Source organism: Natronospirillum operosum (assembly GCF_004768465.1).
Lineage (GTDB): Bacteria > Pseudomonadota > Gammaproteobacteria > Pseudomonadales > Natronospirillaceae > Natronospirillum > Natronospirillum operosum.
Genome location: NZ_SRMF01000001.1, coordinates 1,126,120 through 1,152,892, shown reverse-complemented (window position 1 = coordinate 1,152,892; position 26,773 = coordinate 1,126,120). Strand labels below are relative to the sequence as shown.

Annotated in this window: 25 protein-coding genes; 9 read left to right on the top strand and 16 right to left on the bottom strand. The window is 61.0% G+C overall.

What is annotated here, in order from left to right; translation table 11 throughout:
- Positions 1 to 21 precede the first annotated feature (21 nt).
- Complete coding sequence (locus tag E4656_RS05390) at positions 22 to 672, bottom strand: TRAP transporter small permease (RefSeq protein ID WP_135481824.1); 651 nt, start codon at positions 670 to 672, stop codon at positions 22 to 24.
- A 141-nt stretch (positions 673 to 813) separates the two neighbouring features.
- On the bottom strand, positions 814 to 1,839 hold the full coding sequence (locus E4656_RS05385) for a TRAP transporter substrate-binding protein (RefSeq protein ID WP_135481823.1): 1,026 nt from the start codon (positions 1,837 to 1,839) through the stop codon (positions 814 to 816).
- Positions 1,840 to 2,225: 386 nt separating this feature from the next.
- On the opposite strand from E4656_RS05385, the gene E4656_RS05380 reads away from it, so the two are divergent.
- Both E4656_RS05380 and E4656_RS05375 read left to right on the top strand, forming a co-directional pair.
- Positions 2,226 to 3,683, top strand: a complete 1,458-nt coding sequence (locus E4656_RS05380) for an NfeD family protein (protein ID WP_135482291.1) — start codon at positions 2,226 to 2,228, stop codon at positions 3,681 to 3,683.
- Positions 3,684 to 3,702: 19 nt separating this feature from the next.
- Positions 3,703 to 4,530, top strand: coding sequence for a slipin family protein (locus tag E4656_RS05375; RefSeq protein WP_205849129.1), 828 nt, complete (start codon positions 3,703 to 3,705; stop codon positions 4,528 to 4,530).
- 8 nt (positions 4,531 to 4,538) lie between these two features.
- On the opposite strand, the gene E4656_RS05370 is transcribed toward E4656_RS05375, so the two are convergent.
- The 3 genes from E4656_RS05370 to E4656_RS05360 are packed head-to-tail and all read right to left on the bottom strand — an operon-like array spanning position 4,539 to position 10,370.
- Positions 4,539 to 5,957 (bottom strand): hypothetical protein, encoded by a 1,419-nt coding sequence (locus E4656_RS05370; RefSeq protein ID WP_135481819.1) that lies wholly within the window; start codon positions 5,955 to 5,957, stop codon positions 4,539 to 4,541.
- Positions 5,944 to 9,024, bottom strand: a complete 3,081-nt coding sequence (locus tag E4656_RS05365) for an efflux RND transporter permease subunit (protein ID WP_135481818.1) — start codon at positions 9,022 to 9,024, stop codon at positions 5,944 to 5,946. Before E4656_RS05365 ends, E4656_RS05370 begins: the two co-directional genes overlap by 14 nt.
- Positions 9,021 to 10,370, bottom strand: a complete 1,350-nt coding sequence (locus E4656_RS05360) for an efflux RND transporter periplasmic adaptor subunit (RefSeq protein ID WP_167855945.1) — start codon at positions 10,368 to 10,370, stop codon at positions 9,021 to 9,023. Before E4656_RS05360 ends, E4656_RS05365 begins: the two co-directional genes overlap by 4 nt.
- A 171-nt stretch (positions 10,371 to 10,541) precedes the next feature.
- Between E4656_RS05360 and E4656_RS05355 the strand changes: the two genes are divergently transcribed.
- Positions 10,542 to 11,411, top strand: coding sequence for a hypothetical protein (locus E4656_RS05355; protein ID WP_135481814.1), 870 nt, complete (start codon positions 10,542 to 10,544; stop codon positions 11,409 to 11,411).
- A 14-nt stretch (positions 11,412 to 11,425) separates the two neighbouring features.
- Here the strand turns inward: E4656_RS05355 and E4656_RS05350 are convergent, their stop codons facing one another.
- Positions 11,426 to 11,740 (bottom strand): hypothetical protein, encoded by a 315-nt coding sequence (locus tag E4656_RS05350; RefSeq protein ID WP_135481813.1) that lies wholly within the window; start codon positions 11,738 to 11,740, stop codon positions 11,426 to 11,428.
- Between the two features lie 310 nt (positions 11,741 to 12,050).
- On the opposite strand from E4656_RS05350, the gene E4656_RS05345 reads away from it, so the two are divergent.
- The 6 genes from E4656_RS05345 to E4656_RS05320 all read left to right on the top strand — a co-directional run bounded on the left by E4656_RS05345 (position 12,051) and on the right by E4656_RS05320 (position 19,218).
- Positions 12,051 to 13,238, top strand: coding sequence for an ABC transporter substrate-binding protein (locus E4656_RS05345; protein ID WP_240753897.1), 1,188 nt, complete (start codon positions 12,051 to 12,053; stop codon positions 13,236 to 13,238).
- A 77-nt stretch (positions 13,239 to 13,315) separates the two neighbouring features.
- Positions 13,316 to 14,104: an ABC transporter ATP-binding protein gene (locus E4656_RS05340; RefSeq protein ID WP_135481811.1), complete on the top strand. Its 789-nt coding sequence runs from the start codon at positions 13,316 to 13,318 to the stop codon at positions 14,102 to 14,104.
- The gene (locus tag E4656_RS05335) at positions 14,101 to 14,805 is read left to right on the top strand and encodes an ABC transporter ATP-binding protein (protein ID WP_135481809.1); all 705 of its coding nucleotides are present in this window, start codon (positions 14,101 to 14,103) and stop codon (positions 14,803 to 14,805) included. The genes E4656_RS05340 and E4656_RS05335 overlap by 4 nt, the downstream gene beginning before the upstream one ends.
- A 24-nt stretch (positions 14,806 to 14,829) precedes the next feature.
- Positions 14,830 to 15,822 (top strand): branched-chain amino acid ABC transporter permease, encoded by a 993-nt coding sequence (locus E4656_RS05330; protein WP_205849099.1) that lies wholly within the window; start codon positions 14,830 to 14,832, stop codon positions 15,820 to 15,822.
- Positions 15,819 to 17,132, top strand: coding sequence for a branched-chain amino acid ABC transporter permease (locus tag E4656_RS05325; RefSeq protein ID WP_135481805.1), 1,314 nt, complete (start codon positions 15,819 to 15,821; stop codon positions 17,130 to 17,132). The genes E4656_RS05330 and E4656_RS05325 overlap by 4 nt, the downstream gene beginning before the upstream one ends.
- A 118-nt stretch (positions 17,133 to 17,250) precedes the next feature.
- A complete protein-coding gene (locus E4656_RS05320; RefSeq protein ID WP_135481804.1) occupies positions 17,251 to 19,218 on the top strand; it encodes a VacB/RNase II family 3'-5' exoribonuclease in 1,968 nt (655 codons plus the stop codon).
- A gap of 77 nt (positions 19,219 to 19,295) precedes the next feature.
- On the opposite strand, the gene E4656_RS05315 is transcribed toward E4656_RS05320, so the two are convergent.
- From E4656_RS05315 to E4656_RS05270, 10 genes are all read right to left on the bottom strand, one after another.
- Positions 19,296 to 19,658, bottom strand: coding sequence for a sirohydrochlorin chelatase (locus tag E4656_RS05315; RefSeq protein WP_135481802.1), 363 nt, complete (start codon positions 19,656 to 19,658; stop codon positions 19,296 to 19,298).
- A gap of 3 nt (positions 19,659 to 19,661) precedes the next feature.
- A complete protein-coding gene (locus E4656_RS05310; RefSeq protein ID WP_476703729.1) occupies positions 19,662 to 19,865 on the bottom strand; it encodes a Trm112 family protein in 204 nt (67 codons plus the stop codon).
- Entirely contained in the window at positions 19,858 to 20,169 is a 312-nt protein-coding gene (yidD, locus tag E4656_RS05305; protein WP_205849098.1) for a membrane protein insertion efficiency factor YidD, read from the bottom strand. The genes E4656_RS05310 and yidD overlap by 8 nt, the downstream gene beginning before the upstream one ends.
- A 28-nt stretch (positions 20,170 to 20,197) precedes the next feature.
- Positions 20,198 to 21,610 carry a cysteine--tRNA ligase gene (gene cysS / locus E4656_RS05300; RefSeq protein WP_135481800.1) on the bottom strand — a complete coding sequence of 471 codons (1,413 nt, stop codon included), beginning with the start codon at positions 21,608 to 21,610 and terminating at the stop codon, positions 20,198 to 20,200.
- Between the two features lie 50 nt (positions 21,611 to 21,660).
- The gene (locus E4656_RS05295) at positions 21,661 to 22,539 is read right to left on the bottom strand and encodes a 6-carboxytetrahydropterin synthase (protein WP_135481798.1); all 879 of its coding nucleotides are present in this window, start codon (positions 22,537 to 22,539) and stop codon (positions 21,661 to 21,663) included.
- Between the two features lie 90 nt (positions 22,540 to 22,629).
- Complete coding sequence (greB, locus tag E4656_RS05290; protein ID WP_135481797.1) at positions 22,630 to 23,151, bottom strand: transcription elongation factor GreB; 522 nt, start codon at positions 23,149 to 23,151, stop codon at positions 22,630 to 22,632.
- A complete protein-coding gene (mnmC, locus tag E4656_RS05285; RefSeq protein WP_135481795.1) occupies positions 23,148 to 25,100 on the bottom strand; it encodes a bifunctional tRNA (5-methylaminomethyl-2-thiouridine)(34)-methyltransferase MnmC2/FAD-dependent 5-carboxymethylaminomethyl-2-thiouridine(34) oxidoreductase MnmC1 in 1,953 nt (650 codons plus the stop codon). Before mnmC ends, greB begins: the two co-directional genes overlap by 4 nt.
- Before the next feature lie 17 nt (positions 25,101 to 25,117).
- A complete protein-coding gene (locus E4656_RS05280) occupies positions 25,118 to 25,738 on the bottom strand; it encodes a peptidylprolyl isomerase (RefSeq protein ID WP_135481794.1) in 621 nt (206 codons plus the stop codon).
- A gap of 2 nt (positions 25,739 to 25,740) precedes the next feature.
- On the bottom strand, positions 25,741 to 26,070 hold the full coding sequence (locus tag E4656_RS05275; protein WP_135481792.1) for a hypothetical protein: 330 nt from the start codon (positions 26,068 to 26,070) through the stop codon (positions 25,741 to 25,743).
- Positions 26,070 to 26,771, bottom strand: coding sequence for a TIGR04211 family SH3 domain-containing protein (locus tag E4656_RS05270; RefSeq protein WP_135481790.1), 702 nt, complete (start codon positions 26,769 to 26,771; stop codon positions 26,070 to 26,072). Before E4656_RS05270 ends, E4656_RS05275 begins: the two co-directional genes overlap by 1 nt.
- Between the last annotated feature and the right edge of the window lie 2 nt (positions 26,772 to 26,773).

Genomic DNA, 26,773 nt, shown 5'->3' with positions numbered 1-26,773 from the left:
GTATTCCCTCCGGTTAACGGCTCAGTCTTTTTCTTGTTGGGACCGGGTACCTGGCTTGTCCTGTTTCTCTGCCAGTTCGTCCTGCAGTTCCGCCAGCATTTCTTCCTCTTCGTCGTAACCGTCGGTGACAGCCGTGGAGAGGTAGATTTCACCATCACGGGTGGTGATGTTCTTGATGGCGGTCATCCAGTACTGAATCCCGGTGACGGCCAGGCCGATGGGAACCCAGATATAAATGAACCAGATCGGGTAGCCCAGAGTGGGCAGGACCCTGCCGGTACGGAGGTTGCCATGTACATAGCCGATGGACCAGTAGCACAGCAGGAACATGATGGTGCCGGTAATGGCTGCAATGATGATCATCAGTACGCGGCGCGCGCTGTACGGCAACGCGTCATAGATGGCTGACATGCGGATGTGACGACCATGACGGGCGGCATAACCGATGCCGGCGAAGGTGATCATCACAATGAGAATACGGTTCACTTCTTCCGAGAAGTGCAGACTTTCGCCCAAGGTGAAACGACTGACGACATTGGCAACGGTATTCAGCGCCATCAGCAATACGCCGAGCGCCAGAATCAGGGATTCCGCCTTGGCAAGAAAGTTATCAATATGCCCCAGGATGCCAGGCAGAGAAGATCTGTGCTCCTGAGTGGGTGAATCAGACATGGGATGAGTGCTCCATTCAGCCTTGCCCAACCAACACCCGGGCCACATGCAACTGCAGCCCGGATGCCAGGTCGAACTACCCCCGGAGGAGGCAGTCCGTTTCTAGTTTTTATTCTGACAGTAGCTCTTGGCGAGCGGCTATCAGTTGGAGACGGCTTCCAGATCGGCCTTGAACTGCTCCAGCAGCTCGGCGCCGCGATCACCGGTCATTTCCAGGAAGCGTTCTTCCACCTGTGGTGCACGCTCACGGAAGGCCTGGATTTCATCTTCATCCAGACGCGTCACGGTGACGTCATCACTGCGTTCCAGGATGGCTTCCAGCATGTCGTCGGCCAGCCCTGAAATGTGATCAATGATGTAATCATAGGCAAATTCAGTCGCATCCTGCACCAATTGCTGGTCGTCAGATGACAGGCCGTCGTAGAAGTCCTGGTTGGCCATCAGGGCCGTGGTGAACCAGCCGTGACCGGTGAAGAGCAGGTTGGGCGACACTTCATACAGACCGCCGGACTCGATCCAGAAGATCGGGTTTTCCTGTCCGTCGATGATGCCGGTCTGCAGACCGCCATAGACTTCACCCCAGGGCAGTGGTGTCGGCGAGGCGCCGAAGGCCCGGTAGGTTTCGGACAGCAGCGGGTTGGTCATGGTGCGGATGTTCTTGCCGCGCATGTCTTCCGGTGAACGGACGACTTCGTCAGTCGTTATGACCATTTCGCCTTCCGGGTACATCTGCAGCAGTTCGAGGCCCTGCTCGGAGTACATCTCCGGAAACATCTCGTTGATGGCCACGCTGTTGTTGAAGAAGTCGATCACGGTTTCTTCATCGGTCGGCAGCAGATACGGAATAAAGAAGATCTGTGCTTCCGGAATCAGGGAGCCGGTGAAACCGGGCGACTGATTGACGAATTGCAGAATGCCGGCCTGGGTCTGCTCCATGATGTCATCGGACTCACCCAGTTCACCGAAGCGGAAAACCTGCACGGTATGGTCAGAATTGTCTTCCACGTATTCCTTGAACTTGTAGGCGAAGACGTCCTGCACGTCGTCTTCGAATTCCTCGTGTGCATACCGCCAGACGTCCTGCGCCTGTGCGGCGAAGGACGACAAGCCCACGGCCAGTGCCACCGCAGAGATGCCGGATGTCTTGATCAGTGATTTCAACGTCATTGTTTTACCCTCGTTACTGTGGAAGCGCTTTACCGCTCCTCTATATATGCTCTTTATTGATTTGGCTTTCCCTAGGGGAAAGGTGGTGAACCGACCTTGCACGGAGCAACGCCAAAAAAATGCCAGCGAACAACAATCATCACCATCCTTTCCTGCTTCAGAATGGCAAAAGAACCCGCCCAGTTCAAGCAATGAGTCAAAATAGTCTCACGGTGTAAGCCGCCTGCCCTGATCCAAATTAAAGTGTACAGAATTTTGAATTCTTCGCTGCGCGGACCATACTCTTGGAGAGAGTCTGACGGGTTGTGCAACGGCCCGGTGGCACTGTTCCAAGCGCACCGCCATCAGGAGTGGGCGCAGGGTATGGAGTGGCAATTATCGTGCAGATGAAGGTAGAGCGGACATTCAGGCGACACGCACTGCGTCTCGGCGGCCTGTTGGCATTGGGTCTGGGCCTGCTGTTGTCTTCGGTGCCGGCGGATGAAACCGGGCAGGCGCATGTGGCCAAACTGACGCTGGATGGTGCCATCGGTCCGGCCACCACGGATTATCTCACCCGCAGCATGGAGCGTGCCACAGCGGACGGCGCCCGTCTGATCGTGATTCGCATGGATACGCCCGGCGGCCTGGACGCGGCCACGCGGGACATCATCCAGGCCATTCTGCAGTCACCGGTGCCCGTGGCCACCTATGTGCACCCGGCCGGGGCTCGTGCGGCCAGCGCCGGCACCTATATTCTCTATGGCAGCCATATTGCGGCCATGACACCGTCGACCAACCTGGGGGCGGCCACTCCGGTACAGATGGGCGGCAGCCTGGCGTTGCAGACCGATGTGCCGGTAGTGGATGACCTGTTGCCCGATGACGAAGAGGCTGCGGATGAAACCGCACGCGAAGAAGAGGATGCCGCCGAAGCCGAGGAACAAACCGAGGGCCTCAGTGCCGCAGAGCGCAAGGTCATCAATGATTCGGTGGCCTATATCCGCGGCCTGGCCGAACGCCATGGTCGCAACGCGGACTGGGCTGAACGAGCGGTACGGGAGGCGGTCAGCCTGACCGCCAGTGAGGCCCTGGCGCAGAATGTGGTGGATATCGTGGCGACCGATATCGAGGATCTGATTGCCCAGGCCGACGGCCGTGTGGTGCAGATGGAGCACAGCACTCAGATCATCGAGGCGGCAGACCTGCCCATACTGGACTATGATCCGGACTGGCGAAACGAATTTCTGGCCCTGATCACCAGCCCGCAGATTGCTTATCTGTTGCTGCTGATCGGCATCTACGGCCTGATTCTCGAAGGCTACAACCCGGGCTCGTTGGTGCCGGGTGTGATCGGCGCAATCAGCCTTCTGCTCGGGCTCTATGCGCTGCAGATGCTGCCCATCAACTATGTGGGGCTGGCACTGATGGCATTGGGTGCGTTGCTGATTGTGGCGGAAGCCTTTGTGCCCAGTTTCGGCATACTGGGCATTGGGGGTGTGGTGGCGCTGGTTCTGGGCTCCATCATGCTGATTGATACGGATGTACCGGGGATGGAAATGCCATACGAGGTCATAGGTGCAGTAGCTGCCGTCAGCGGTATCGTGGTGCTTTATATTGTGCTGGCTGTCGGCAAGGTGCTGCGCATGAAGACGGTGCCCAGTGATCAGGCCATGGTGGGTCTGCGTGGTGTGGTACGCAGTGCGCAGGGTGATGTGGTGCAGGTGCTGGTCAACGGTGAGCTGTGGCGGGCGTCTGTGCCGGGTGTCGTGCAGCCGGGCCAGGCGGTCCGGGTGACTGAACAGAAGGGGTTGAAACTGCAAGTCGAGCCGCTGGACGAGCCGGCGGCCGACCAGAAACCATAGGGGAGAAGAACTGATGTCCATGATCGGCTTCTATACCATAGCGGTACTGGTGGGTTTTGTTGTCCTGCTGTTGCTGTATGCCATCCGCATACTGCGTGAATACGAACGCGGTGTGGTTTTCCTGCTGGGGCGTTACCAGAGTGTGAAGGGCCCGGGCCTGGTGATCATCATTCCGTTTATTCAGACCATGGAGCGGGTGGATCTCCGCATCGTGGTGATGGATGTGCCCACTCAGGATGTGATCAGTCAGGATAACGTCTCGGTGCGGGTCAATGCCGTGGTCTACTTCCGCGTGGTGGACCCGAAAGCAGCCATCATCAATGTCGAGCACTTCTATGACGCGGTCAGCCAGTTGGCACAGACCACGCTCAGGTCGGTATTGGGCAAGCATGAACTGGACGAGATGCTGTCCGAACGTGACAAGCTCAACTCGGATATCCAGGAAATTCTGGATGAACACACGGATGCCTGGGGTGTGAAGGTCACCAATGTCGAGATCAAGCATGTGGATCTCGACGAGAGCATGATTCGCGCCATCGCGCGGCAGGCCGAAGCCGAGCGCTCACGGCGCGCCAAGATCATCCATGCCGAGGGTGAATCCCAGGCGGCGGCCAAGCTGACGGATGCGGCAAAAGAGCTGTCGAAGAGCCCCAATGCGATGACGCTGCGTTATCTGCAGACACTGATCGACATTGCCGGCGAGCAGAATTCCACCATCGTGTTCCCGTTGCCGGTGGAGTTATTGGGGCATCTTAGTGAGGGTCTGGGCAAGATAGTGCAGAAGAGCGGCGGCACCGGCAAAACCGGGACCACAGGCAAGGCCTCTCAGACCAAGGGTGGCGAATAGCGCTGCGCTCAGTCCCTGACCGGTTCGAGCAATTGCTCGAACAGGTCGGGGTCATCAAAATGACGCTTGCCGACAAAGGCAATGGCGTGCGTCCCGTTGCGCCGCATGGCCCCCGGAGACTGCACGCCAAAGGGCCACAGGAGCAGACGTTCAAGCCGTTCTGATCCGGCGACCAGACCGTCGGGCCTGAACATCGACACCGGTACACTGTCGGCTGACCCCTGATCCGGCAGCGTCAGCAGGGTGTCATAAGCCGCCAGTTCATAGTCGGACTGGCCTGTAATGGCGCCTTCCGGCGCCTGCTCGGCGTCCACCACGCGCCGAATGTAGTGCGTGCCGGGCAGCAGCGTCAGCCGTGGTCGGCCCTGCCAGTCGAACGGCAGAAACAGTGGCTCTTCGCGTCCTATGTCATCACGTGCCAGATGGCGCTCATCGACCCAGATCTGGTGGTAGCAGCCACAGTTGTGGATGGCATCGAACCACAGGGGCTGACCTGCCGTGTCCAGGGTGACGCGCCAGGTGATGCCGTTCCAGGGGCCGCCGTAGATATCCAGTGCATGACCCTTCGGGCGCTCGCTGAACCAGAGGGTGTAGCTCAGCTGCAGCAGCCACTGACCCTCGAAACGTGTGTAGCCATGGTCGATATAGGCCACTGCCGGCTCGGTTGTGAAGCTGGGTTCTCCGTCCATGGCGGTCACACTGCCCAGTTGGTCAGCCGCCGAGTCCTGCAATACCTTGAATGCGGGCGCATGTTGCTGTTGCAGGGCCTGCAGTTGTTCTGTCGGCAGGTGCGGCAGGTCGAGCGGGCTGTTGTCATAGGCCTGCTGCAGCCAGTCCCGCACGGTGTCGGGGTCAGTCTGGTGTTCGGTTGCCGGGTGGTAGATGTGGCCGTCTGCCGCAAAGGGGCCGCCATAATCGCGCCGCCAGTCGGCCTGGGCGCTGCGGATACGGGAACTGACCACCAGCGAGGTCAGGGGGTAGAGCCCAACCCAGCGCTGCCAGTCCCGATACAGGTCGTGGTCACGGGCACTGTCAGCATAGGCCGCCCAGTCGGCCTGCGGTGTGGTCTGGGCCAGCGCCACCAGACAGCTGCGGCTCGAGGTCATCTCGGTGCCCAGGGTACGCTGCTGGTGGGCGGCCAGTTCCTGCCAGCTGTCCTGCACCACGCGCGTCTTCCATTCTGCGAAGGCAGTGCCATCCAGACTGTCGACGGCAAAGGCTGCGTTGACGCGGCTGATGCCGAAATAGGGCTGCTCGGCGGGCCGGTAGACGCTGCTGTCACGGGTGATGTCACCATCGCCGGGGCGAGCCAGCAGCTGCTCCTGGCACAGGGCCAGTTCGGAGCCGAAATCGGGCGTGGTCAGGGACGCACAGCCGGTGATCAGCAGCAGCGGCAACAGCCATAACGGTCGGTCAGAAAGGTTCAACGGCATGGTCCGGTCGATGCCTCAGTCGGTCAATCCATTGGTTCAGGCGCTCCATCCAGAGTAACAGGGTAGGGACCAGCAGCAGAATCAGCAAGGTGCTGAACATCAGGCCGAACACGATGCCGGCCGCCAGTGGCTGCAGGAACTGGGCGTCGATCGAGCTGTCGAACAGCAGCGGCGACAAGCCGGCAATGGTGGTAATGGACGTCAGCAGGACTGCGCGCAGGCGCTGACAGGCCGCCTCGACCACTGCGTCCTCCATGGTATGGCCTTCATCCCGCAGCCGGCGGTAGAAGGAAATCAGCACGATGGAATCATTGACCACAATGCCAGACAGGCCGAACAGTCCGAACAGGGACAGGAAAGACAGCTGCAGGTCCAGTACCCAGTGACCGAATATGGCCCCGGTCAGGCCGAACGGGATGGTTACCAGTACCACCAGAGGCCAGGTCCAGGCGCTGAAGACCCAGGCCAGAATCAGATACATGGTGACCAGCGCCGCAGCCAGGGCCAGCAGCATGTCACGGGCGGTCTCCTCTTCTTCCTGCCGTTCGCCGGTCAGGGTCATGGCGATGCCGGTGGCGGCCGACATCTCCGGCAATACCTGCTGTTCTATTTCGCTCAGCAGGGCGGCGCGTTCACTGTCGTCCACGAAGCTGGCATAGACTTCGATGTCCATACGGCCATCGGTGCGCTGCAGTCGGTCGATGCCTTCGCCATATTCGGCCGTCAGCAACTCGCCCAGTGGTGCCCAGCCACCATTGGGCAGGCGATAGGGCAGAATCTCCCAGGCCCTGAAGTTGCGTGTTTCCTGCTCGGGCAGTTGCAGATTCAGCGGAATGGTTTCGCCGGCCACAATGAAGCGCTGCACTTCCAGCCCCTGCAACTGATTGGCCACATAGGTGCTGACCTCGCTCAGGCTGAGGCCCAGCGCCTGGCCCTGCTGGGACAGGCGGAAGCGCAACTGTTCGGTACCAAACGGCAGGTCATCCTCGATGTCGCTAAGCCCCCCAAGTTCGAACAGGCGGTTCTGCAGTGCCAGTGAGGCATCCTTCAGAATGTCGGCGTTGTCGCCACTCACCTGGATGGTGACATCCGGGTTGTCGAGGCCGCCACGCACGCGGGTGAAGGCCAGTTGCTCCAGCCCGGAGACCATGGGCATCTGCTCCCGCCAGGCGTTCAGTACCTCCAGGGTCGAGTAGGGGCGGTCACGGGCGGCCACCAGTTCGACATCGATGCGACCGCTCAGACCGCGCCGATTGACGCTGTAGACGGCGGTGTCCACAAAGTTGTAGTCCAGCAGAAGCTCGGTCTCATAGAGTGCCGCTTCGAGCTGGCGCATATAGTCTTCCACCTGTTGCGGGGTGGAGTCCGGGGTAAAGCTGACCCGGGCATTCATGCTGGTGCCTTCCAGGTTCGGGAACGGGGTCCAGGGCACGACACCACCCCGGATCAGCCCCAGCGTCAGCAGTACCGCCGCCACCATGGCGCTGACGGTGATCAGCCCATGGCGCACCGAAAAACGGACCGTGGGCCGGAAACAGCGTTCGCGGAAGGTAAGAAAGCCCTGGTCGATGGTCTGGCGAAAGCGGCTGGGTGGCTTGCCATCGGTGTTTTTCAGACTGTGATGCAGGTGTGCCGGCAGGATGATGAAGCACTCGATCAGCGAGGCGACAATGGCACAGACCACGACCAGCGGTATGTCCACCATCAGGCTGCCGAAACGACCGCCAACCAGTGTCAGCGGCAGAAAGGCCGCGATGGTGGTCAGGGATGACGCCAGCACCGGGGGAAACATGCGCCTGGCCGCATTGACTGCGGCGCGGCCGCTGGTTTCACCCTGATCCCGCTGGGCCTGGGTATCTTCGGCCACCACTATGGCATCGTCCACTATGATGCCGATGGCAATCATGAAGCCGAACAGCGAAATGATGTTGATGGTGATGTTGTTCAGGCCCATGAACAGGAAAGTGGCCATGAACGAGATGGGAATGCCGGCGGCGACCCAGAAGGCCAGGCGGCTGTTGAGGAAGATGAACAGCACCGTGATCACCAGCACCATGCCCAACAGCCCGTTTTCCACCACCATGTTCAGGCGTGACATCAGTGTCTGCCAGCTTTCCCGGTAGGTGTGCAGCTCCACGCCCCGTGGCAGGCCCGGCCGTGTCTGTTCCAGCCACTGGTTCATGATGCGGGCCACTTCCAGCGAGTTGTCGTCTTCCTGTCGTGACAGGTTCAGCCGCACCGCGGGCTGGCCCCTGAAGTAATAGCTCTGGTTGCGCTCGACTTCCGATTCGAAGGTGGCGATATCGCCCAGCAGGATGGCACCACCGCCGCTGGTCTGACGCACCGGCAGGCGCGCCAATTCGGTCAGCAGCATGGACTGGCCCTGGGCCCGCAACTGCAGGGTCTGGCCATCGGCTTCCAGCGTGCCGGCCGGCGCGTTGATGTTCTGCTGGCTGATGCGCTGGGCCAGTTCGTTCAGCGTCAGGTTCACCGCCAGCAACTGTTCGCTCGGTACATGAATGGTCAGGGTTTCGCTGACGGTGCCGTCCAGACTCACCTCGGCGATACCGGCCAGGCGCAGTTCACGTGCATAGCGCTGGCCCAGCTCCGACAGCCGGGCCACCGGCGCATCGCCATAGATCAGAATGCTGCCCACGTTCTCTCGAAAGGCACCCTGACGCACCGTGGGCTCCGAGGCGTCACTGGGCAGGCTGACACCATTGACCGTTTCCGTCAGTGCGGTCTGCACATCTTCGAACTCCAGACCTTCGGACAGAGTCACCCGCAGTTGCGACCGACCCTCGGTGCTGGTACTGCGTACGCCTCTGACTTCGGGCAGGGCCAGCAAGGCGGTTTCCAACGGAATGGTGACGGCTTCCTGAACGTCCTCCGCCGCCGCCCCGGACCAGTTGGTATTGACCTGTACGGAACTGAAGGTAAAGGTCGGAAAGAGCTGAAAGTTGAGCTGTTGAAAGCCCCAGAGCCCGGCCAGAATGGTCAGGAACATGACAATGTTGCCCGCCACGCGATGCAGGGCAAAATAGGCAATCAGGTCCTTCATTGTGGGCCGCCCAGTGGTGCTGAACCCTGTATGGCGCCGGGCCGGTCAGGGGCATCCAGGGTCTCGGGGCGATCATTGGTGCGCAGTGGCTGTACCCGCAGGCCGGTCTCCGGGCGCTGCAGACGGGTAGTCAGCAGGCGGTCGCCGTCTGCTACTGTCGGCGCCGTCACCAGATAGCGCTCGCCGGGATGTTGCGGGTCCTGGCCCACGATTCGGGCCGTATGACCCTGCAAACGGTCACCCTGGTCCACAGTATAGACCCGATTATTGCCATAGATGGCGCCCGAGGGCAGGGCCAGCACCGACTCCACGGTCGGCAGCATGACGGTCAGCGTGCCGAACTGGCCAGCCAGCAAGGGTGGCCGAGGCGAGGTCAGCGCAAAGGTCACGGGTATGCCGCCGTCTTCGTTGCGAATACCCCAGCTCTGCAGGCTCAGTTCGGTGGTGTCTCCCTGCCAGGTCATGACGCCGGTCAGCGGTTCTTCTCTGCTGAGCAGGCCGGCACGGGAGGCGGGCAGGGTGGCGCGGACCTGAAAGCTGTCCGTACTCTGCAGTACCATCAGCTCGGTACCGGCGCTGATGCGCTGGCCGGGCTGCACCAGAATGGTTTCAACCAGGCCGGTTTCCGGCGCCGTGATACTGGTCAGCGTCAGGTCTTCTTCCAGGTCGGCAATGTCCTGCTGCAGGCTGGCCAGTTGGGCATTGAGCTGATCCAGGTTGTCATCGAGCCGGTCCACTGCTAGCCGACGGCTCTCTATACTTTGCTGCTGCGTGATCACGTTGCGCCGTGCCGCCTCGACATCAGCGGCGGCGGCCAGGTTGCGCTCGGCCAGCCCCTGAATCCGGCTCAGCGCCTGCTCGTTCAGGGCCAGCAGTTCTTCTTCCAGCGCCAGGGCGCGCGCATCCGATTCGCCCTGCAGACGCTCCTGGCGGATGCGGGCAGCCAGTTCGGTGGCCTCGGCGCGGGCTCGGCTCAGGCTGCGTTCCAGTTCACGGGCGTCCAGGCTCACCAGTGCATCTCCGGCCTCGACTCGATCACCCTCACTGATGTGAATCTGCTCTATGCGGGCGCCCAGATCACTGGTGATCTGCCAACTGCGTCCGAACAGAGTCTGGCCATAGAGCTGCAGTGCCGGTTGACGATCCGAGAATTCGGCGCGCAGAGTCTGTACCACCGGCTCGGTGGTATTCATGTTGCCCGCGCCGACGCGCCCGCCCATCAGCCCACGTGCGCTGCCGCCACCGCTGGCACGGGGCGTGTCAGGCTGAGTGGTCAACTGATGATAGCCCCACCAGCCCAATGCCAGCAGCGCAACGGCGATCAATGCAGGGAGAGTCTTGCGCATGGTGGGGTGTCCGAGCACGGTTTGAACCAGCCTCATATTAGTGGGGGGGTGGTGTCATTGTAGTTCCTATACTGCGTTTATACGTCCCTTGCGGTCGCATGGATGGTTGAGTTGCCGGCGGTCGCAACGCATAATCGGCGTCCCCTGAAAACCCTGAAGCGGGAGACCACCTTGCGTACCAGCGTGGCACTGGAAGTGGAAGACACCGATGCACTGATTGCCATCGACTTTCTGCTCGACAGCGTGAATCTGTCCAAATCCCGGCTCAAGAAACTGATGAATGCCGGCGGTGTCTGGCTGCGTCGGGATGAAGCCCCCCGTTACCGACTGCGGCGCGCCATGAGCGATCTCCGGGTCGGTGATGTCCTGGAAGTCTATTACGACGAGGCGCTGTTGGATCAGCCTCTGCGCCCATGTCAGTGCCTGCATGATCAGGACATATATTCTGTCTGGCAGAAACCGATCGGGGCATTTGCTGCAGGTTCCGACTGGGGGGATCACAACAGCCTGGAGCGGCAGGCCGAGCTGCATTTTCACAAACAGCGCCCGGTATGGCTGTGCAACCGGGTGCCGGCAGCTGCACGTGGCCTGGTGGTGGTCAGTCATCATCGCAGGGCCAGTGCCGGCCTGCAGACGCTGTGGGATCAGGGCGATATGCAGACGCGCTGGCGCCTGCTGATGCATGGTGACCAGGGGCCACGACTGCGCAGTGCCGACGGCAGCGCCTCACCGCTGATGGCTGAAGCTGCGCAGGCGGCAGGGCTGCCTGCCCTGGTGCTGCACCGTCTGGAGTACCAGGCTGCGACGCGCACAACCCGGGTTGAAATTGAGGGTGCGGGGTTGTCTCCGGAGCAGTTGTTGCGCTGGGCTGAAGTACTGGGTGTCAGCCTGCCTGCCGCGGGCGAACTGATGACAGCCACCGAGCTGCTGGCGCCACCCGAGGAAGCGGATGAAAGCCCGCTGGAGTTGGTGCAGCTGGACCTGATCGGACTGCAGTTCGAGTGTCCGTTTACCGGTGAGGCGCACGCATTCCGTCTGTAAGCGAGTGCAGGCAATCAGGACGCCTCGCTGTTTTCTCCCTTGTCTTCCTTTCCCTCTTTCTCCACGGGTGTTCGGCGCAGTCGCGCCACGCTGCGTATGAACGTATAAACGGCAATGGCTGACAGCAGCAGGGCGAGATCGGCATGCACCTGCATGGTGAGCATGGCGGTCCAGAGTACCCACAGCACAACAAAGCAGATCACGATGATGGACAGGCGTTCCCAGGATGAACGTGAGGCGCAGAAATGACCCACCAGCACCGGAATTGCCAGGGCCACCACAAAATGCTGCAGCAGGTTGAACCAGAAGGTGTCAAAGATGTCGGGCATGAAAGTATCTGCGGTTTCCCGAGACTGAAGGCGCCATAGTAACGAGTGACGGCACTGCCGTCATCCTGCTGGTCGGTGTTTCTGCAGGGCAGTGTTCACCTGATGTCAGAGCCGTCCGGGGCGCGCCCTTGAGCGGCCTGCTGTCCGGTTTCTGCTCTGTAATCAAGTTGACATGAGATTCAAACCATGATCGACTCATGAATAGTTCGTGTAAAGCCACGTTTTCAGCACGCAGTCAGATCTGAAAATGCTGGCTCACCGGGACAGTGAGACAAAAAAAAGCCAACAAGGCAGAAGGGGGTACTACACAATGATGAAGCGAATTTTGGTGGCCATGGCATGCGCCGCAGGGTCGGTTACGGCGTTTGCAGACGAACCCGTGAAGATCGGCATGTTGCAGGGCTTCTCGGGCCCTACCGAATCACTGGTCGGGCCTATGGCCGAAGGTGGTGAGCATGCGATCCGGGAGATCTCGGAAAGTGGTCTTTTTCTGGGCGGTCGCACGGTGGAAATCATCCGCGCCGACAGCACCTGTATCGATTCGGCAGCTGCGGTAGCCGCCGCTGAGCGTCTGGTAACTTCAGATGGCGTGCACGGCATCAACGGACCGACCTGCTCGGGTCCGACCACTGCCGTGATCAATAACGTCATCGCCGATGCCGGCGTGGTGACAATCTCGCCGTCAGCGACTTCTCCGGCGCTGACCACCATTGAAGACAACGGCTACTTTTTCCGTACAGCACCCTCCGATGCCCGTCAGGGTGTGATTATCGGCGAAATCTTGAGTGAACAGGGCATCTCGTCTGCAGCTCTGACCTATACCAATAACGACTACGGGCGTGGGCTGGCCGATGCGATTCAGTCTGCTTTCGAAGATCAGGGTGGCACCATTACCACCATGTCCTCGCACGAAGACGGCCGTGCCGACTATTCTTCGGAAGTCGCTTCGCTGGCAGCCGCCGGTGGTGAGGTACTGATTGTAGCCGGCTACCTGGATCAGGGTGGTCGCGGCATTATTCAGGCTTCTCTGGATACGGGTGCTTTCGAGCGCTTCGTATTGCCTGACGGCATGGTCGGCTCATCTCTCACTGACCACTTTGGCTCTGCCATTGACGGTTCCATCGGTACCAACCCCGGTTCCGACAGCCCGGGCGTGGACCTGATGGCAGAGATCAGCGCTGCCGAAGGTTATGCCGGTGACGATCCCTTTGTTCCGGAAGCCTATGATGCGTCGGCCCTGATTCTGCTGGCCATGCAGTCTGCCAACTCCACCGACAGCTCGGTCTACAAGGACCACATCATGAGCATTGCCAACGCACCGGGTGAGGAAATCTATCCGGGCGAACTGGCCAAGGCGCTGGAAATTCTCGTCAATGGCGGCGAAATCAACTATATCGGTGCCAGTGCTGTCGAACTGATCGAGCCGGGCGAGTCTGCGGGCAACTTCCGTGAGACCGTCGTCCGTGGCGGCCAGTTCGAAACCGTCAAATACCACTAAAATTCCGCGAGTCGACAACAACGCAGTGAATCGATCAGGGCTCCTCCCTGATCGATTCTATTCTCGCGGAGGTATGAATGATTTCGGTACAGAATCTGTCGAAGCACTTCGGCGGCATTCACGCAGTTGACAATGTTTCCCTGACTATCGAGGAAGGCACCATCACCGGGCTGATCGGCCCCAATGGTGCGGGCAAGACGACGCTGTTCAATATTGTCGCTGGCGTGCACAAGCCTACATCCGGGTCGGTATTTCTCAATGGTGAGGATGTTACCGGGCTGGAACCGCATGAGCTCTTCGCCAAGGGCATGCTGCGGACCTTTCAGATTGCGCACGAGTTTTCTTCGCTGACCGTGCTGGAAAACCTGATGATGGTGCCTGCTGATCAGCCAGGAGAGGACCTGCGCAACAGCTGGTTCAACTTCCGGCATGTACTGGAAGTGGAGCGGCAGGTATATGAAAAGGCTCGTGAAGTGGCCGATTTTCTCGAGATTTCACATCTGGAAAACGAGGTTGCAGGCAACCTGTCCGGCGGGCAGAAGAAGCTGTTGGAACTTGGTCGCACCATGATGGTCGATCCCAAGATTGTCTTTCTGGATGAAGTGGGCGCCGGTGTGAATCGGACCCTGTTGCAAACCATCGGCACCTCGATTCAGCGCCTCAACCAGGAGCGCGGCTATACCTTCTGCATGATCGAGCACGACATGGATTTTATCGGTCGTCTGTGTGATCCGGTTATTGTCATGGCAGAGGGTCGGGTGCTCACCCAGGGCACGGTGGAAGAGGTGAAGAACAACGAAGAGGTGATCGAGGCTTATCTTGGCGTGGGTGGCAAACGCCGACGCAAAAAGGAGTCCACCGCATGAGCTATCTGGCAGCAACCCACATGACCTGTGGCTACGGCGGGGCCAATATCATCGAGGACTGCTCCATTACGGTGGAGCGCGGCGAGGTTGCCGTGGTCGTGGGCCCCAATGGCGCCGGCAAATCAACCGCGATGAAGGCGATTTTCGGCATGCTGAATCTCACCGAGGGTTCCGTGCTGCTGGATGGTCAGGACATAACGCATCTGCCACCTCAGGACCGAGTGCCGAAAGGCATGGCCATGGTGCCACAGAACAGGAATGTCTTTGTCTTGATGACAGTGCAGGAAAACCTGGAAATGGGTGCCTTCATTCGGGAGGACAACATCGCGCCAACCATGGAGCAGGTCTACGAACTCTTTCCCGTCCTGTATGAAAAACGCTACCAGCTTGCAGGTGAGCTGTCTGGTGGGCAGCGCCAGCAGGTCGCAGTCGGCCGGGCGCTGATGACACAGCCCAAGCTGCTGATGCTGGATGAGCCAACGGCTGGTGTGTCACCCATCGTCATGGACGATCTTTTCGATCGCATCATCGAAGTGGCCCGAACCGGTATCGCCATTCTCATGGTTGAACAGAATGCCCGTCAGGCACTGGAAATTGCCGACCAGGGGTTTGTGCTGGTGCAGGGCCAGAACCGTTTTACCGATACCGGCGAAGCACTGCTGGCCAATGCCGAAGTTCGGCGCTCTTTCCTGGGGGGGTAGATGGACATCCTGAATGCATTCGCAATGTTTGCGAATTTTGTACTCATTCCGGCCACGGCTTATGGTGCGCAACTGGCTCTGGGTGCTCTGGGCGTAACGCTGATATTCGGTATTCTGCGTTTTGCCAATTTTGCCCATGGCGAGTTGATGTCATTCGGTGCCATGGCAACCATTCTGGCCACCTGGGGTCTGCAGGGAATGGGCGTAAGCATCCACCCGCTGCCAACGGCTCTGCTGGCCCTGCCCGTAGGCATTCTGGCGGCGATCACTGTGGCACTGCTCTCGGATCGCTTTGTGTACCGGTTCTACCGGCACAATCGGGCCAGCCCCATTACTTTCGCCATGGCATCAATCGGGTTGATGTTTCTGCTGGCGGGCCTGATTCGCTTTATTATCGGACCTCAGCATCAGCATTTTGCAGATGGCGAGCGTTTCCTGATTTCTGCGTTCGAGTTTCGTGAACTCACCGGCCTGAGTCAGGGCATTGCCATTCGTCAGACGCAGGTGATCACCTTCGTCGTTGCACTGGTTGTGATGGCTGCCTTGTTCTGGTTCCTGCAGAAGACCAAGTCCGGCAAGGCCATGCGCGCCTATTCAGACAATGAGGACCTGTCACTGCTGTCCGGCATCAACCCGGATCGCGTGGTCATGATTGCCTGGATGATCACAGCCGCACTGGCAGCTACCGCAGCCACGCTGTACGGGCTGGACAAGGTTTATCAGCCCTTCATATTCCTGCAGATGCTGTTGCCCATCTTTGCTGCAACTATTCTCGGCGGCATTGGCCAGCCCGTGGGCGCCATTCTGGGTGCCTTCGTGGTGGCCTATTCGGAGGTCATGGTGACCTATGCCTTCCGCCAGGTTGTGGGCTTGCTGGGTCCGGCTGACTGGGTACCCGACTCAATGCTGCAGTTGATGTCGACCAACTATAAATTCGCGGTTTCCTTCATCATTCTGGTGGTTGTGCTGCTGGTGCGGCCAACCGGGATTATTCGCGGTAAGGTGATTGAACGATGACATCACGGGGCGCACTTTATTTCGCAATTATGGCCGTGGTCCTGATTGGCACCGGCATCTTTCAGAGCTGGAATGTCGCCTTCGGCATACTCATGATGTGCATGATTTCCGCAATCATGGCTTTGGGGGTCAATATCCAGTGGGGCTACGGCGGCCTGCTCAATTTCGGGGTGATGGGGTTCACGGCCCTGGGCGGGCTTACCGCCATGCTGGTGTCCTACCCTCCCGTGCCGGAGGCCTGGGCCGCCGGTGGCAGTGGCATCATGCTTTCCCTGCTGCTGCTGCTTGCCACGGTTGCTGCCGTGATGGTGGCTCGTCGCAAGGTGCCGGCGCAATACAAGACGCTGACCACGGTGGTACTCATCATTGCCGGTTTCTTCCTGATCCGGGTGTTCTACCTGCCGGCAGTCGATCGGATAGAAGCGGTAAACCCGGGGGAAACTGGCTTCCTCGGCGGTCTGGGCCTGCCGATCATCATCTCCTGGGTGCTGGGCGGCCTGGTTGCCGCCGGCGCAGCCTGGCTGATCGGCAAGGTAGCGCTGGGCCTGCGGGCCGATTATCTGGCCATTGCCACGCTGGGCATTGCCGAGATCATCATCGCCATCCTGAAGTATGAAGACTGGCTGACCCGCGGCGTCAAGAATGTGACCGGCCTGCCACGCCCCGCGCCGCCGCAGACGGAGGTCATGCTGGCCCACTGGTTTGTCAGCATAAACGACTTCTTTGGCATGGATGAAACCCGGGCCGCGATCGCGCTGGCGCTGAAGGTGATCTACGTCGTATTGTTCCTGATCGTCCTGGTCACCATCTTCTGGTTCTCGGAACGTGCCCTGAAGTCGCCCTGGGGGCGGATGATGCGAGCCATCCGCGACAACCGTGACGCGGCAGCGGCCATGGGCAAGAATGTCACCCATCGGCATCTGCAGGTGTTCGTGCTGGGCTGTGCGGTGGTCGGTGTGGCCGGCGCCATGCTGACCACGCTGGACGGCCAGTTGACGCCGACTACCTATATACCGCTGCGCTATACCTTCCTGATCTGGGTCATGGTCATTCTTGGCGGTTCCGGCAACAACTGGGGCGCGGTGTTGGGCGGCTTCATCATCTGGTTCGTGTGGGTTCAGTCCGAACCCTTCGGCCACTGGTTCATGGCCAATGTGACCATGGCCATGAGCGAGGACAACTGGCTGCGCAACCATTTGATTTCCGGCGCCGTTTATATGCGTTATGTGTTGATGGGGCTGATTCTGCTCACGGTGCTGCGCTTTGCCCCCAGCGGTCTGATCCCCGAACGCTCGAAGCACAGCAGTTGATCGCCGCTGCGGGAACAACCGTTGGGCCAGCCTGCGCCCAACGGTGTTCCCGGCTGCTGCAAATCGGTATAATGGCGCCGCATTCTGCCATTTCCCACTGTACACGAGCCCTCTCTGCATGCTTGATCCCAACGCGTTGTCGCAGCTCGCGGCGCTGAAAAACCAGTTTGATGAAGCCAAGGTGCTGCTGTCGGGCCGGGTTCGAGGAACCCAGAACCGCTACGGCTTTGTGGTCACCGAAGAAGGGGACAGTCATTTTCTGAACCCGGAGGCCATGAAAAAGCTGCTGCCCGGTGACCAGATCGAATTCAGCCTGGTGGAGCAGGATGGCCGCTCGCAGGCGCAGCCGGAGCAACTGCTCGATTCCAGTCTGCAACAGTTTGTCGGCAGGCTGGTGGAAAAGAACGGGCGCAAATGGGTAAAGCCCGATCTGCATGGGTTCAATCGCTGGGTCGCACTGGTCCACAAGGGTGCCGAGACGGCCCCTGTGGGCAGTTGGATCCGCTGCACACTGAAACGCCACCCCTATGAAGACGGCCGCGCACTGGCGCGTGTCGATGCCATACTGGGTGATGATGATACCCCCTTCATCGAGCATCTGGTGGCCAAGGCCCGCTTTGATGCCGGTGCCGAGTTTCCGGCAGCAGTGCAGCGTGAAGTGGCAGCGCTGGACCCGGCAGCAATGCTGGCGGCCCAGGACGATTACGAAGATGCGACCGACCTGCCTCTGGTTACCATAGATGGTCGTCAGACGCAGGATATGGATGATGCCGTCTGTGTCGCCGAAGCTGATGATCACTGGCAGCTCAGTATAGCCATTGCAGACCCCAGCCTGTTTGTGGCGCCGGGCAGTGCACTGGATCAGGAAGCACTGCGCCGCCACAGCAGCAGTTATCTGCCCGGTGAAACACTGCACATGCTGCCACCGGAGGTCGCCGTGGACCTGTGTGCGCTGCAGGCCGGCGTGGAGCGCCCGGCGCTGCTGCTGCAGACCCGAGTCGACAAGGCCTCGGGGGCGGCGTCCGATACGCGCTTCAGTTTTGCCCGCATCCGTTCTCGGGCCAAACTGAATTATACCGCTGTCAGTGCCTGGCTGGCTGCAGGGCAGGTCATCGACACCGAGGTGCTGCCGGCGCCGGACGGCGAGGTGTCGCTGTCCGCAGACGACCTGCTGGCCGGATTGCAGGCGCTGGATCGCCTGACCGCACGGCTCAGTGATTTCCGTCAGCAGCGCTGCATGGTGATGCCGGAACGGCCGGATTACCGTCTGCACCTCGACGAGCGGGGGCATGTGAGTGCGATCGAAGAGGAAGCCCGCAACCGGGCCCAGCAGATGGTGGAAGAAGTCATGCTGCTCTCCAACCATCTGGCGGCGCGTTATCTGGCAGAGCAGGGTGTGGGGCTCTTCCTCTGCCACGACGGCTTCCGGGACGATCAGCAGGAGACCGTGCGTGCGCTGCTGGAAAAGACACTGGGCAGCGCGCCGCAGGACCTGACCGAGTTCAGCACCATGCTACCGGTGCTGCAGGAAGCCCGTGCGCGCCAGGACTTGCCGCTGGACCGGCTGTTGAGCAAGTTCTATCGGCGTACCGAGCTGGGCACCAGGCCGCGTCCGCACTGGGGGCTGGGTTTCAGTCACTACACCACGGTGACCTCCCCGATCCGTAAGTATCTGGACCTGATGTTGCACCGCCAGCTAAAGGCGCTGTGGCGGGGCCAGTCCGTGCCCGAACTGGGTGCGGAGCAACTGGAGTTGCTGCAGGCGGGGCAGTCCACTCAGCGAGCCATTGCCAACTTTACCGAGCACTGGCTGAAAACCATCTACCTGAAGCCGCGTGAAGGTGAAGTGCTGGCGGGCAGCATTCAGCATGTCACGCCGAACGGCTTTTCAGTACAACTCGATGGCCTTGGCATCAGTGGCTTTGTCAACGTCAAGGGCTGGCGGGATCGGGAGGCGGAATTTGACCCGGTGCTGCAGGAGCATCATACCGGGCGAGGCGTGTTCCGCCTGGAAATGCCGGTTCAGGTCAAGGTGCAGAGTGTTGATCTGGAACAGCGCAATATCCAGTTGGAGATTGCCGGCTGAGCGCTGGCCACGCAAAAACCTGCAGGCGGTGGCCCTTGGCCACGCATGGTGCTTTGGCCCGAATGCGTGAGCAGGGCTCAGGGCCTGCAGAGACCGGTCAGATAATCCACAAAGCCGGTATCGGCGGCCAGATGCGACAACAGGTCGATCCGGACTTCGGGGTGCTGTGCACGGACGGCCTGCACCAGACGCGGCAGATCGTTGCGCACATGGGTGCCGGCCAGCAGAAAGCAGGGCAGAACCCGGATGTACACTGCACCTTCGGCCACCAGCCGTTCGAGCGTGGTGTCGATGCCGGGTTCGGTCAATTCCAGAAAAGCCGTGGCGACCTGATCATAATCGTTGCCGACAGTGGCCCTGACGCGCCCAGCCAGGGCGTCGAATTCTTCATTGCTGCTTTGCAGCCGGCTGCCGTGCGCAACCAGTAACAGTGCTTTCATGTATCACCGATATTTCTTGTGCAGCCGGTCGTATTCCGCCTGTTCGATGGGGCGGGCCTCTTCTTCCAGCATGACGGGGATGTCATCCCGAATCGGATAAGCCAGGCGACTGGCCAGGCAGACCAGTTCGGTCTTGTCTTCACTCAGATAGACCTGCGCCTTGGTCACCGGGCAGGCCAGGATATGCAGCAACTGGGCGTCAATCATGTCGATGTTCTCTCTGTTTGGTCGTATCCGGACTGTCCTCGGATGTCCCGGCTGGTTCGGTTGTATCCTGCTGTGGTTCCTTACGGCTGGTGCCGGGCACCAGATCAATGCCGCCCGGGTGCAGCGGATGACATTTGACCACACGCTTGGCCGCCAGCCATGACCCCTTGAGGGCGCCATGGGTTTCCAGGGCTTCCACCGCGTATTGCGAACAGGTCGGGTAGAAGCGGCAGCGGGGCGGCGTAAACGGGCTGATAAAGCGCTGATAGCCGCGAATCAACAGTAACAGTAGACGCTTGATCATGATCGATTTCCGCTGCTGATGTCCGGGTTCATTTCCACTGCCAGCGTGTGCCTTCACGGGTGTCCTGTATTTCCACCCCGGCCGCATCCAGTTCTTCCCGGATGGCATCGGCGCGGGCAAAATCCCGCGCCTTCTTGGCCGCCTTGCGGTCTTCCAGGGCCTGCTCGATCTGCTCCGGCGTCAGCGCCTGATTGCCACTGCTGGCAGTGCCGGCCAGTACCTTGAACCAGTGCTCCGGGCTGTGGTTCAGCAGGCCCAGCAAGCGGGCCCCCTGCAGCAGCTCGGCACGGGCCCTGGCGCGCTCTGCATCAGCAGCACCGGTCTGATACATGCGGTGCGTCAACTGATGCAGTTCAGCCAGCGCCTGGGGCGTGTTCAGGTCATCGCACAGGGCGCGCACCACCGGGCTGTCGCGCAGCTCGGCCGGACTCAGATCCGCTGCCGGCAGGCTCTGGGTGTCGCGCAGGGCGCCATAGAATCGATCCAGAGTCTGCCGGGCCTGCGCCAGCAGGTCATCGGACCAGTTGAGGACCGAGCGGTACTGGGCCGACAGCAGGGCCACGCGCAACTGCTCGCCGGGATAGCGGGTCAGCAGATCACGCACGGTAATGAAGTTGCCCAGTGATTTGGACATCTTCTCGCCCTCGACATTGATCATGCCGTTGTGCATCCAGTAGCGCACATAGTCTTCCGGCTCGTCATGGCAGCAGGTGCCCTGGGCCACTTCGTTTTCATGGTGCGGGAACATCAGGTCATGACCGCCGCCGTGAATATCGATGGTGGGCCCCAGATGTCGGTTGATCATGGCCGTGCACTCGATGTGCCAGCCCGGCCGTCCGTAGCCCCAGGGGCTGTCCCAGCCGGGTTCATGGGCTTCCGTGGAAGGCTTCCACAGCACAAAGTCCATGGGGCTTTCCTTGTAGTCGGCCACTTCCACGCGGGCGCCGGCGATCATGTCTTCGGTGCGGCGCTTGGACAGGCGCCCGTAGTCCGACATGGCCTCGACCCGAAACAGCACATGGCCTGCCGATTCATAGGCGAAGCCCCGCCGAATCAGATTGCCGATCAGTTCCTGCATGACGTCCAGATGGTCCGTTGCCAGCGGCTCTATCGTGGGCGGCAGGTTGTGCAGCGCGGCCATGTCCTCATGGTAGGCCGCGGTGAAGCGACGCGAGTAGGTGCCGATATCCTCGCCGGCTTCATGGGCCGCCTTGTTGATCTTGTCGTCGATATCCGTGATGTTGCGGGCGTAGTCCACGCGCGCATAGAACAGGCGCAATACGCGGGCAAAGGTATCGAACACAACCGCCGGCCGGGCATTGCCGATATGCACGTAGTTGTACACGGTCGGGCCACAGACATAGAGGGTCACACGCTCCGGGTCCAGGGGCTGGAAGGGTTCCTTGCGATTGTGCAGAGAGTTGTATATCTGGATCGACATGCAGTGTCCTGTTTGCAAATGACTGACTTCTGTCTGTGGCTGGCTCGGGTTCAGAGGGCCTGAGCTGTGGCCGCCGGATGAGCGGCGATGGCACCCTTGTTGACGCCTTCAAAGGCGCGCACACACCAGTGGCTGTCAGGTGCCCTGGCGCTCAGGCGGTGCACAAGGTGCTGGGCAATCAGCTCCACCGTGGTATCCGTGTCCAGCACATCGCAGCGCGTCACCGGCAGGGTCAGCTCAAAATGGCCCTGCGCGGCCTCATAGCTCATAGCATAACATGGGGTGTCCAGCACCTTGATTTCCTGCCGGATATCCTCGCGGGTGATCAGGTAGATATCCTGCCAGTGCCTGGCGAACTGCTGTTCAAGTTCCGGCTGACGACGGCCATCCTGCTCGATGATCAGGCGGGAGCGGTGACCGTGGACCATACGCTGGCAGTCGCCGTCGTGCTTCTTGAGCCCGTGCGAATAGTGATAATAGGCGTCCTGATGGTCTTCGGTACGCAGTGACAGCTTGATCTGCTGTACATTGGCTGGCACCACTGCCCGGACCTGCTGTTGCAGGTCCCGCAGGGCAGTCTGCGGCGTAACCGCTGTGGCCTGCAGCCAGTAGAAGGCCTGGTTGGGAGCCCGGTAATCCAGCATCAGGCTGCCATCTGCGGCGAGGCGCCGGATGCGGCTGTACTCGGGACCCTGCTCGACCTCCAACCCGTCCAGTTGCAGGGGAATCACGAAACGATGATCCATACCGTTGTCGAGCGCGGTCTTGATGGCTTTCTTGACATGGCCGAAATCGAACACCATGCCTTCAGCGTTCAGTTCGCCGCCCAGTTCCAGATCGACGATCCAGCTTTCTCCCACAATGCCGCGTTCAGCATCCAGATAGCTGAAGTCGATCACGGTCAGATTGTTGACGAAAAGGCTCGCCATGCGCTGGGCTCCCTGTGGTTCAGACGGTGGTGTCGGGCGGCTGAATTGTACCGCGTTTGCCCAGCGGACTACAGGTATGTCAGGCGGCTTTCACCAGCCTGCAGGCCGCTGTTCGCCGCTGTAGTCGATGGCGTCGATCCAGAACAGCCGTTCTCCCCCTGGGGTCTGCACAGTGATTTCGTCATCACGCGACTTGCCCAGCAGCGCCCGGGCCAGGGGCCCGTCAATGCTGATGAACTCGGGCTGGCGGTCGAATTCATCCGGCCCCACGATGCGGTGGACCAGCGTCTGGTCGTCTTCATCCTGCAGCCTGATCCAGGCGCCGAAATAGATCTTCGCGGGGTCGGCGGGCACCTCCCCGGCGACCTGCAGTGAGTCCAGACGCTGGCGCAGGAAGCGCACCCGGCTGTCGATCTCGCGCAGTCGCTTCTTGCCGTAGATATAGTCGCCATTTTCCGACCGGTCGCCGTTCCTGGCGGCATCAGAGACGGCCTGCGTCACCACGGGGCGCTCATCCTGCCACAGGGTCTGCAGTTCCTGGCGCAACAGCTGCTCGCCTTCCGGCGTGATGATGGGGGTGCGGCGGGCACGTGGCGGGCGGTAGCGACTCATGGGTTCCCTTTATCCTCGGTTTTCTTTTTTCTGCTGCGGTCAGTGACCGGTCGGCGCCCGCTCAGACCGTTGCGCAGCCAGTGGCGTTCGGCATGCACGCGGCTTTCATGCTGGCGCCCGAATGGCAACGGCTCACCGGTCAACTGGCAGACCACATACTCTGCCAGCAGCGGGGCCGAGGCAAGGCCCTTGGAGCCGAGACCGGTCAGTACGAAAAGGCCCGGGGAGTAGAGCGCTGACCAGGGCGCGTAACAGTGGCGAGGGTCGGCGTGGTCGCGGATATCAGCCTGCAGGATCGGACCGGCCAGCGGCAGGTAATCCGGCGTGGTGGCTCTGACGGCGGCATGATCTGCCGCGGTGGATGCTGCGGCCCGCTGCGCCAGTTCGGCGCTCAGTGAACGCAGGGCTTCTAGGTTGTCCTGCCGGTCGCTGGCGCGCAGGGTGTCATTTGAATCACCGGGCGTAAAGGTGGCACCGAAGTGCCATCGGCCTTCGCTGTCCGGTGGGGTGACATAGCGTTCGCCACAGACCACGCAGTGCGGACCCTGACCGCCGGCCACGGCCGTCAGTTGCCCGCGTACGGGTTTGAGCGGCAGGTGCGCCGTCTGTGCCCACTGGTCCGAGCGGGCGCCGGCGGCGATCAGCACGGCGTCGTGCCGGTGTCTGCTGCCGCCGGCGGTGGTGACTGCCCAGCCGGCGTCCGAGTATTCAAGGGCCTGCACGCGGTCGTTGATCTGTCGGCAGTCCTGCAAAAGCTGGTGGGCATAGGCCGCCGGCGCGATCCAGCCGGCATCCCGGAACCAGAGTGCGGGCTGAGTCAGCGTGACACCGGCGCGCTGCGAGGCTGCGGTGGCCGCCAGCGGCTGGACCAGTTGCGCAAAGGGATGGGCCGCCAGATTGTTCAGTAATCTGTCCCAGCGCTCGGCCGGCATCAGTTGCAGCAGGCCAGTGCGCTGGCCCGGCCAGTGCGCGCCCTCGGTCGACCACTGGCGCAGGCGGTAGGACAGCGCCGCAGCATAGTGGCAGGTGGCCGGGTCGGCCTCCAGCCCCGGGCGCGCATAGACGGCACCCTGCACCGTGTCAGGGAAGGGCTGTGCGGCGTCCGTGGGCGCATAGACGGTAACCTCCAACTGGCGGCGCCGGCAGCGCACGGCCAGCTCGGCCGCAGCCAGACTGCTACCGACAATGGCGACGCTGTGGCCGCCCACTGGCGCTGGCCGAGGCCACCAGTAGTGCCTGGCAGAAAAGGGCAGGGGGCCGTGAAAGCCGATGAACTGCCCCTGCAGGCAGTGGCGCTTGCGGCCGAATCCGGGACGTTTCTCGACCCGAAAGCCGGCGGCGCTCAGGCCGGTGCGGACCAGACTGGCCACGGTGAAGGTGGCGAACGTTGTCTGCGCATGACTGAGCCGGGCCAGGACCCGGAACAGATCGGGTTGCCACAGGTCCGGGTTGCGGGCCGGCGAGAAGCCGTCCAGAAACCAGGCGTCGATACGGGCAGTGCAGTCTTCGAAGCCGGCAGTGGCATCGCCCAGCCACAGGGTCAGTTCTGCATCCGCAAAGCTGAAACGATTCCAGCCGGGCACCAGATGCGACCAGGCGCGCAGGAATTCCCGGCCCACCGGCAGGTCGTCCAGCATGGGCGCCAGCAGAGCGGGCAACTGATCCGGGTGAATGGGATAGCGTTCGGTGCTGATGAAATGCAGACGCAGACCGGGGCTTTGGTCCCTGCAGGCCTGCCAGGCAGCGAGGAAGTTCAGCCCGGTACCGAACCCGGTCTCCCCGATGGAGAACCAGGGGCGGCTGTGCTGTGACAGGCGGCGGGGCAGGTCGTTGCCGGCCAGGAATACATGGCGCGTTTCAGCCAGGCCGCCGTCCCGGCTGAAATAGACATCGTCAAAATCGCGCGAAACCGGGTCGCCGTGTGCCGGATCGAGATGGGCAAATTCCATGCGGACCCAGCCTCTGCTCAGGAGTCGTCGCGGCGAGCCCGTTCAATGACAATGGGCTCGACCGGTACATCACCCATGGCGCCCATGGGGGTGGGGCGAGTGCCGGTCCGGGTGCCGCCAATCTGCTCGACAACCTCCATGCCCGCTTCCACTTCGCCGAACACGGCATAGCCCCATTGATTGCCGCGCTGATCCAGTTGGTTGTTGTCAGCCAGATTGATGAAGAACTGGGCCGTGGCGCTGTGGGGCGCCTGGGTTCTGGCCATGGCAATGGTGCCGCGCACATTGTTCAGACCGTTGTCGGCTTCATTCCGGATGGGGTCATGCGTACTCTGCTGCACCAGGTCGGCATCGAAACCGCCGCCCTGGATCATGAAGCCGTCAATCACCCGGTGGAATACCAGGCCGTCATAATGGCCTTCATCCACATAGCGCAGGAAGTTTTCTACCGTGATCGGGGCTGCCTCGGCGTGCAGTACCAGTTGAATGTCTCCGGCAGAGGTTTCCAGTATCACCCTGGGGCCATCGGCAGCGGGCGTCGACGGTGCAGCGGTTGTCTCGGGCTCGTCGGAGCCGGCACAGGCGGCCAGCAGCAGGACCAGGGGAACAGCGAGCAGTGCAAGCTTGGATCGGGGCATTGTCAGGCGTCCAGTTCAGCTAGCCAGGTCAGAAAGTAGTGCTTGGGCAGCAGAATATCGACCTGGGAGAAGCGTTTCATGTCATCAATGGTATAGGTGCTGGCCATATGCAGTTCCCAGCGTAAGGCCATGTCATCGGCTATGCGCCACAGCAGCAGGCCCTCTTCATCCAGCGGGGCCTGTTGCTGCAGGTCCTCGGCATAGCGCCGTGACCAGTCCACAATATCAAAGTGGGTGTAGCGGGAGAGGGAGCCGCGGGCTCCCTCCTGCAACAGCTCAAGCAGGCTTTCCGGTTCAAACGGACGTTCAATGGTAACCTGCTTCCACGGCATCAGGACCAGCCGTCACTGCCGCGACGACGGAAGACCGCAGGCAACAGCAGACCCAGCAACAGCCCCAGAACCACCAGGCCACCGCCGATAATCATGCGCCATTGCTGAGTATCGCCTTCCAGACTTTCGTTGATGGAGCGCAGCTGCTCGTTCTCGTTTTCCAGCACCCGATTGCGGGCCAGCAGTTCTTCATTGCGTTCGTCCAGCATGATGGCATTGCCGGAGATCTCGCGCACACGCTCCAGCTCTGCCTGGGCCTGGTCACGTTCGGCCTCGATCGAGCTGTAGATCTCGTCGGCAGTCATGGTCTCATCGAGCATGTTGTTGTACTGCTGCTGCAGGCGTTCGTTCTCTTCCCGCAGGGCAGCGACTTCGGCTTCCATGCTTTCCAGTTGATCACGGGCCACCGGCTCGGTAGCGAGGTGACGGGTGGGCAACCAGCCTTCCTGCTGGCCGACGCGGATGCGGGACCACTGGGTATCAGGGTCGTTTTCCAGCAGTACCACTTCGGTGCCGCTGCGCAGCCCGGCGTTCACAATGCGGTATTCCAGCGACGGCCCGGTACGCAGAGGCACCAGCAGAATGTCGGAGATATAACGGGTGTCATCTGTGGTCTGCGCTGTCGCTGCAGCAGGCAGCAGAGCGCCCGCTACAAGCAGGGAGAGCAGCAGGCAGAGTGCGGAGTGTTTTTTTGTCATCATGG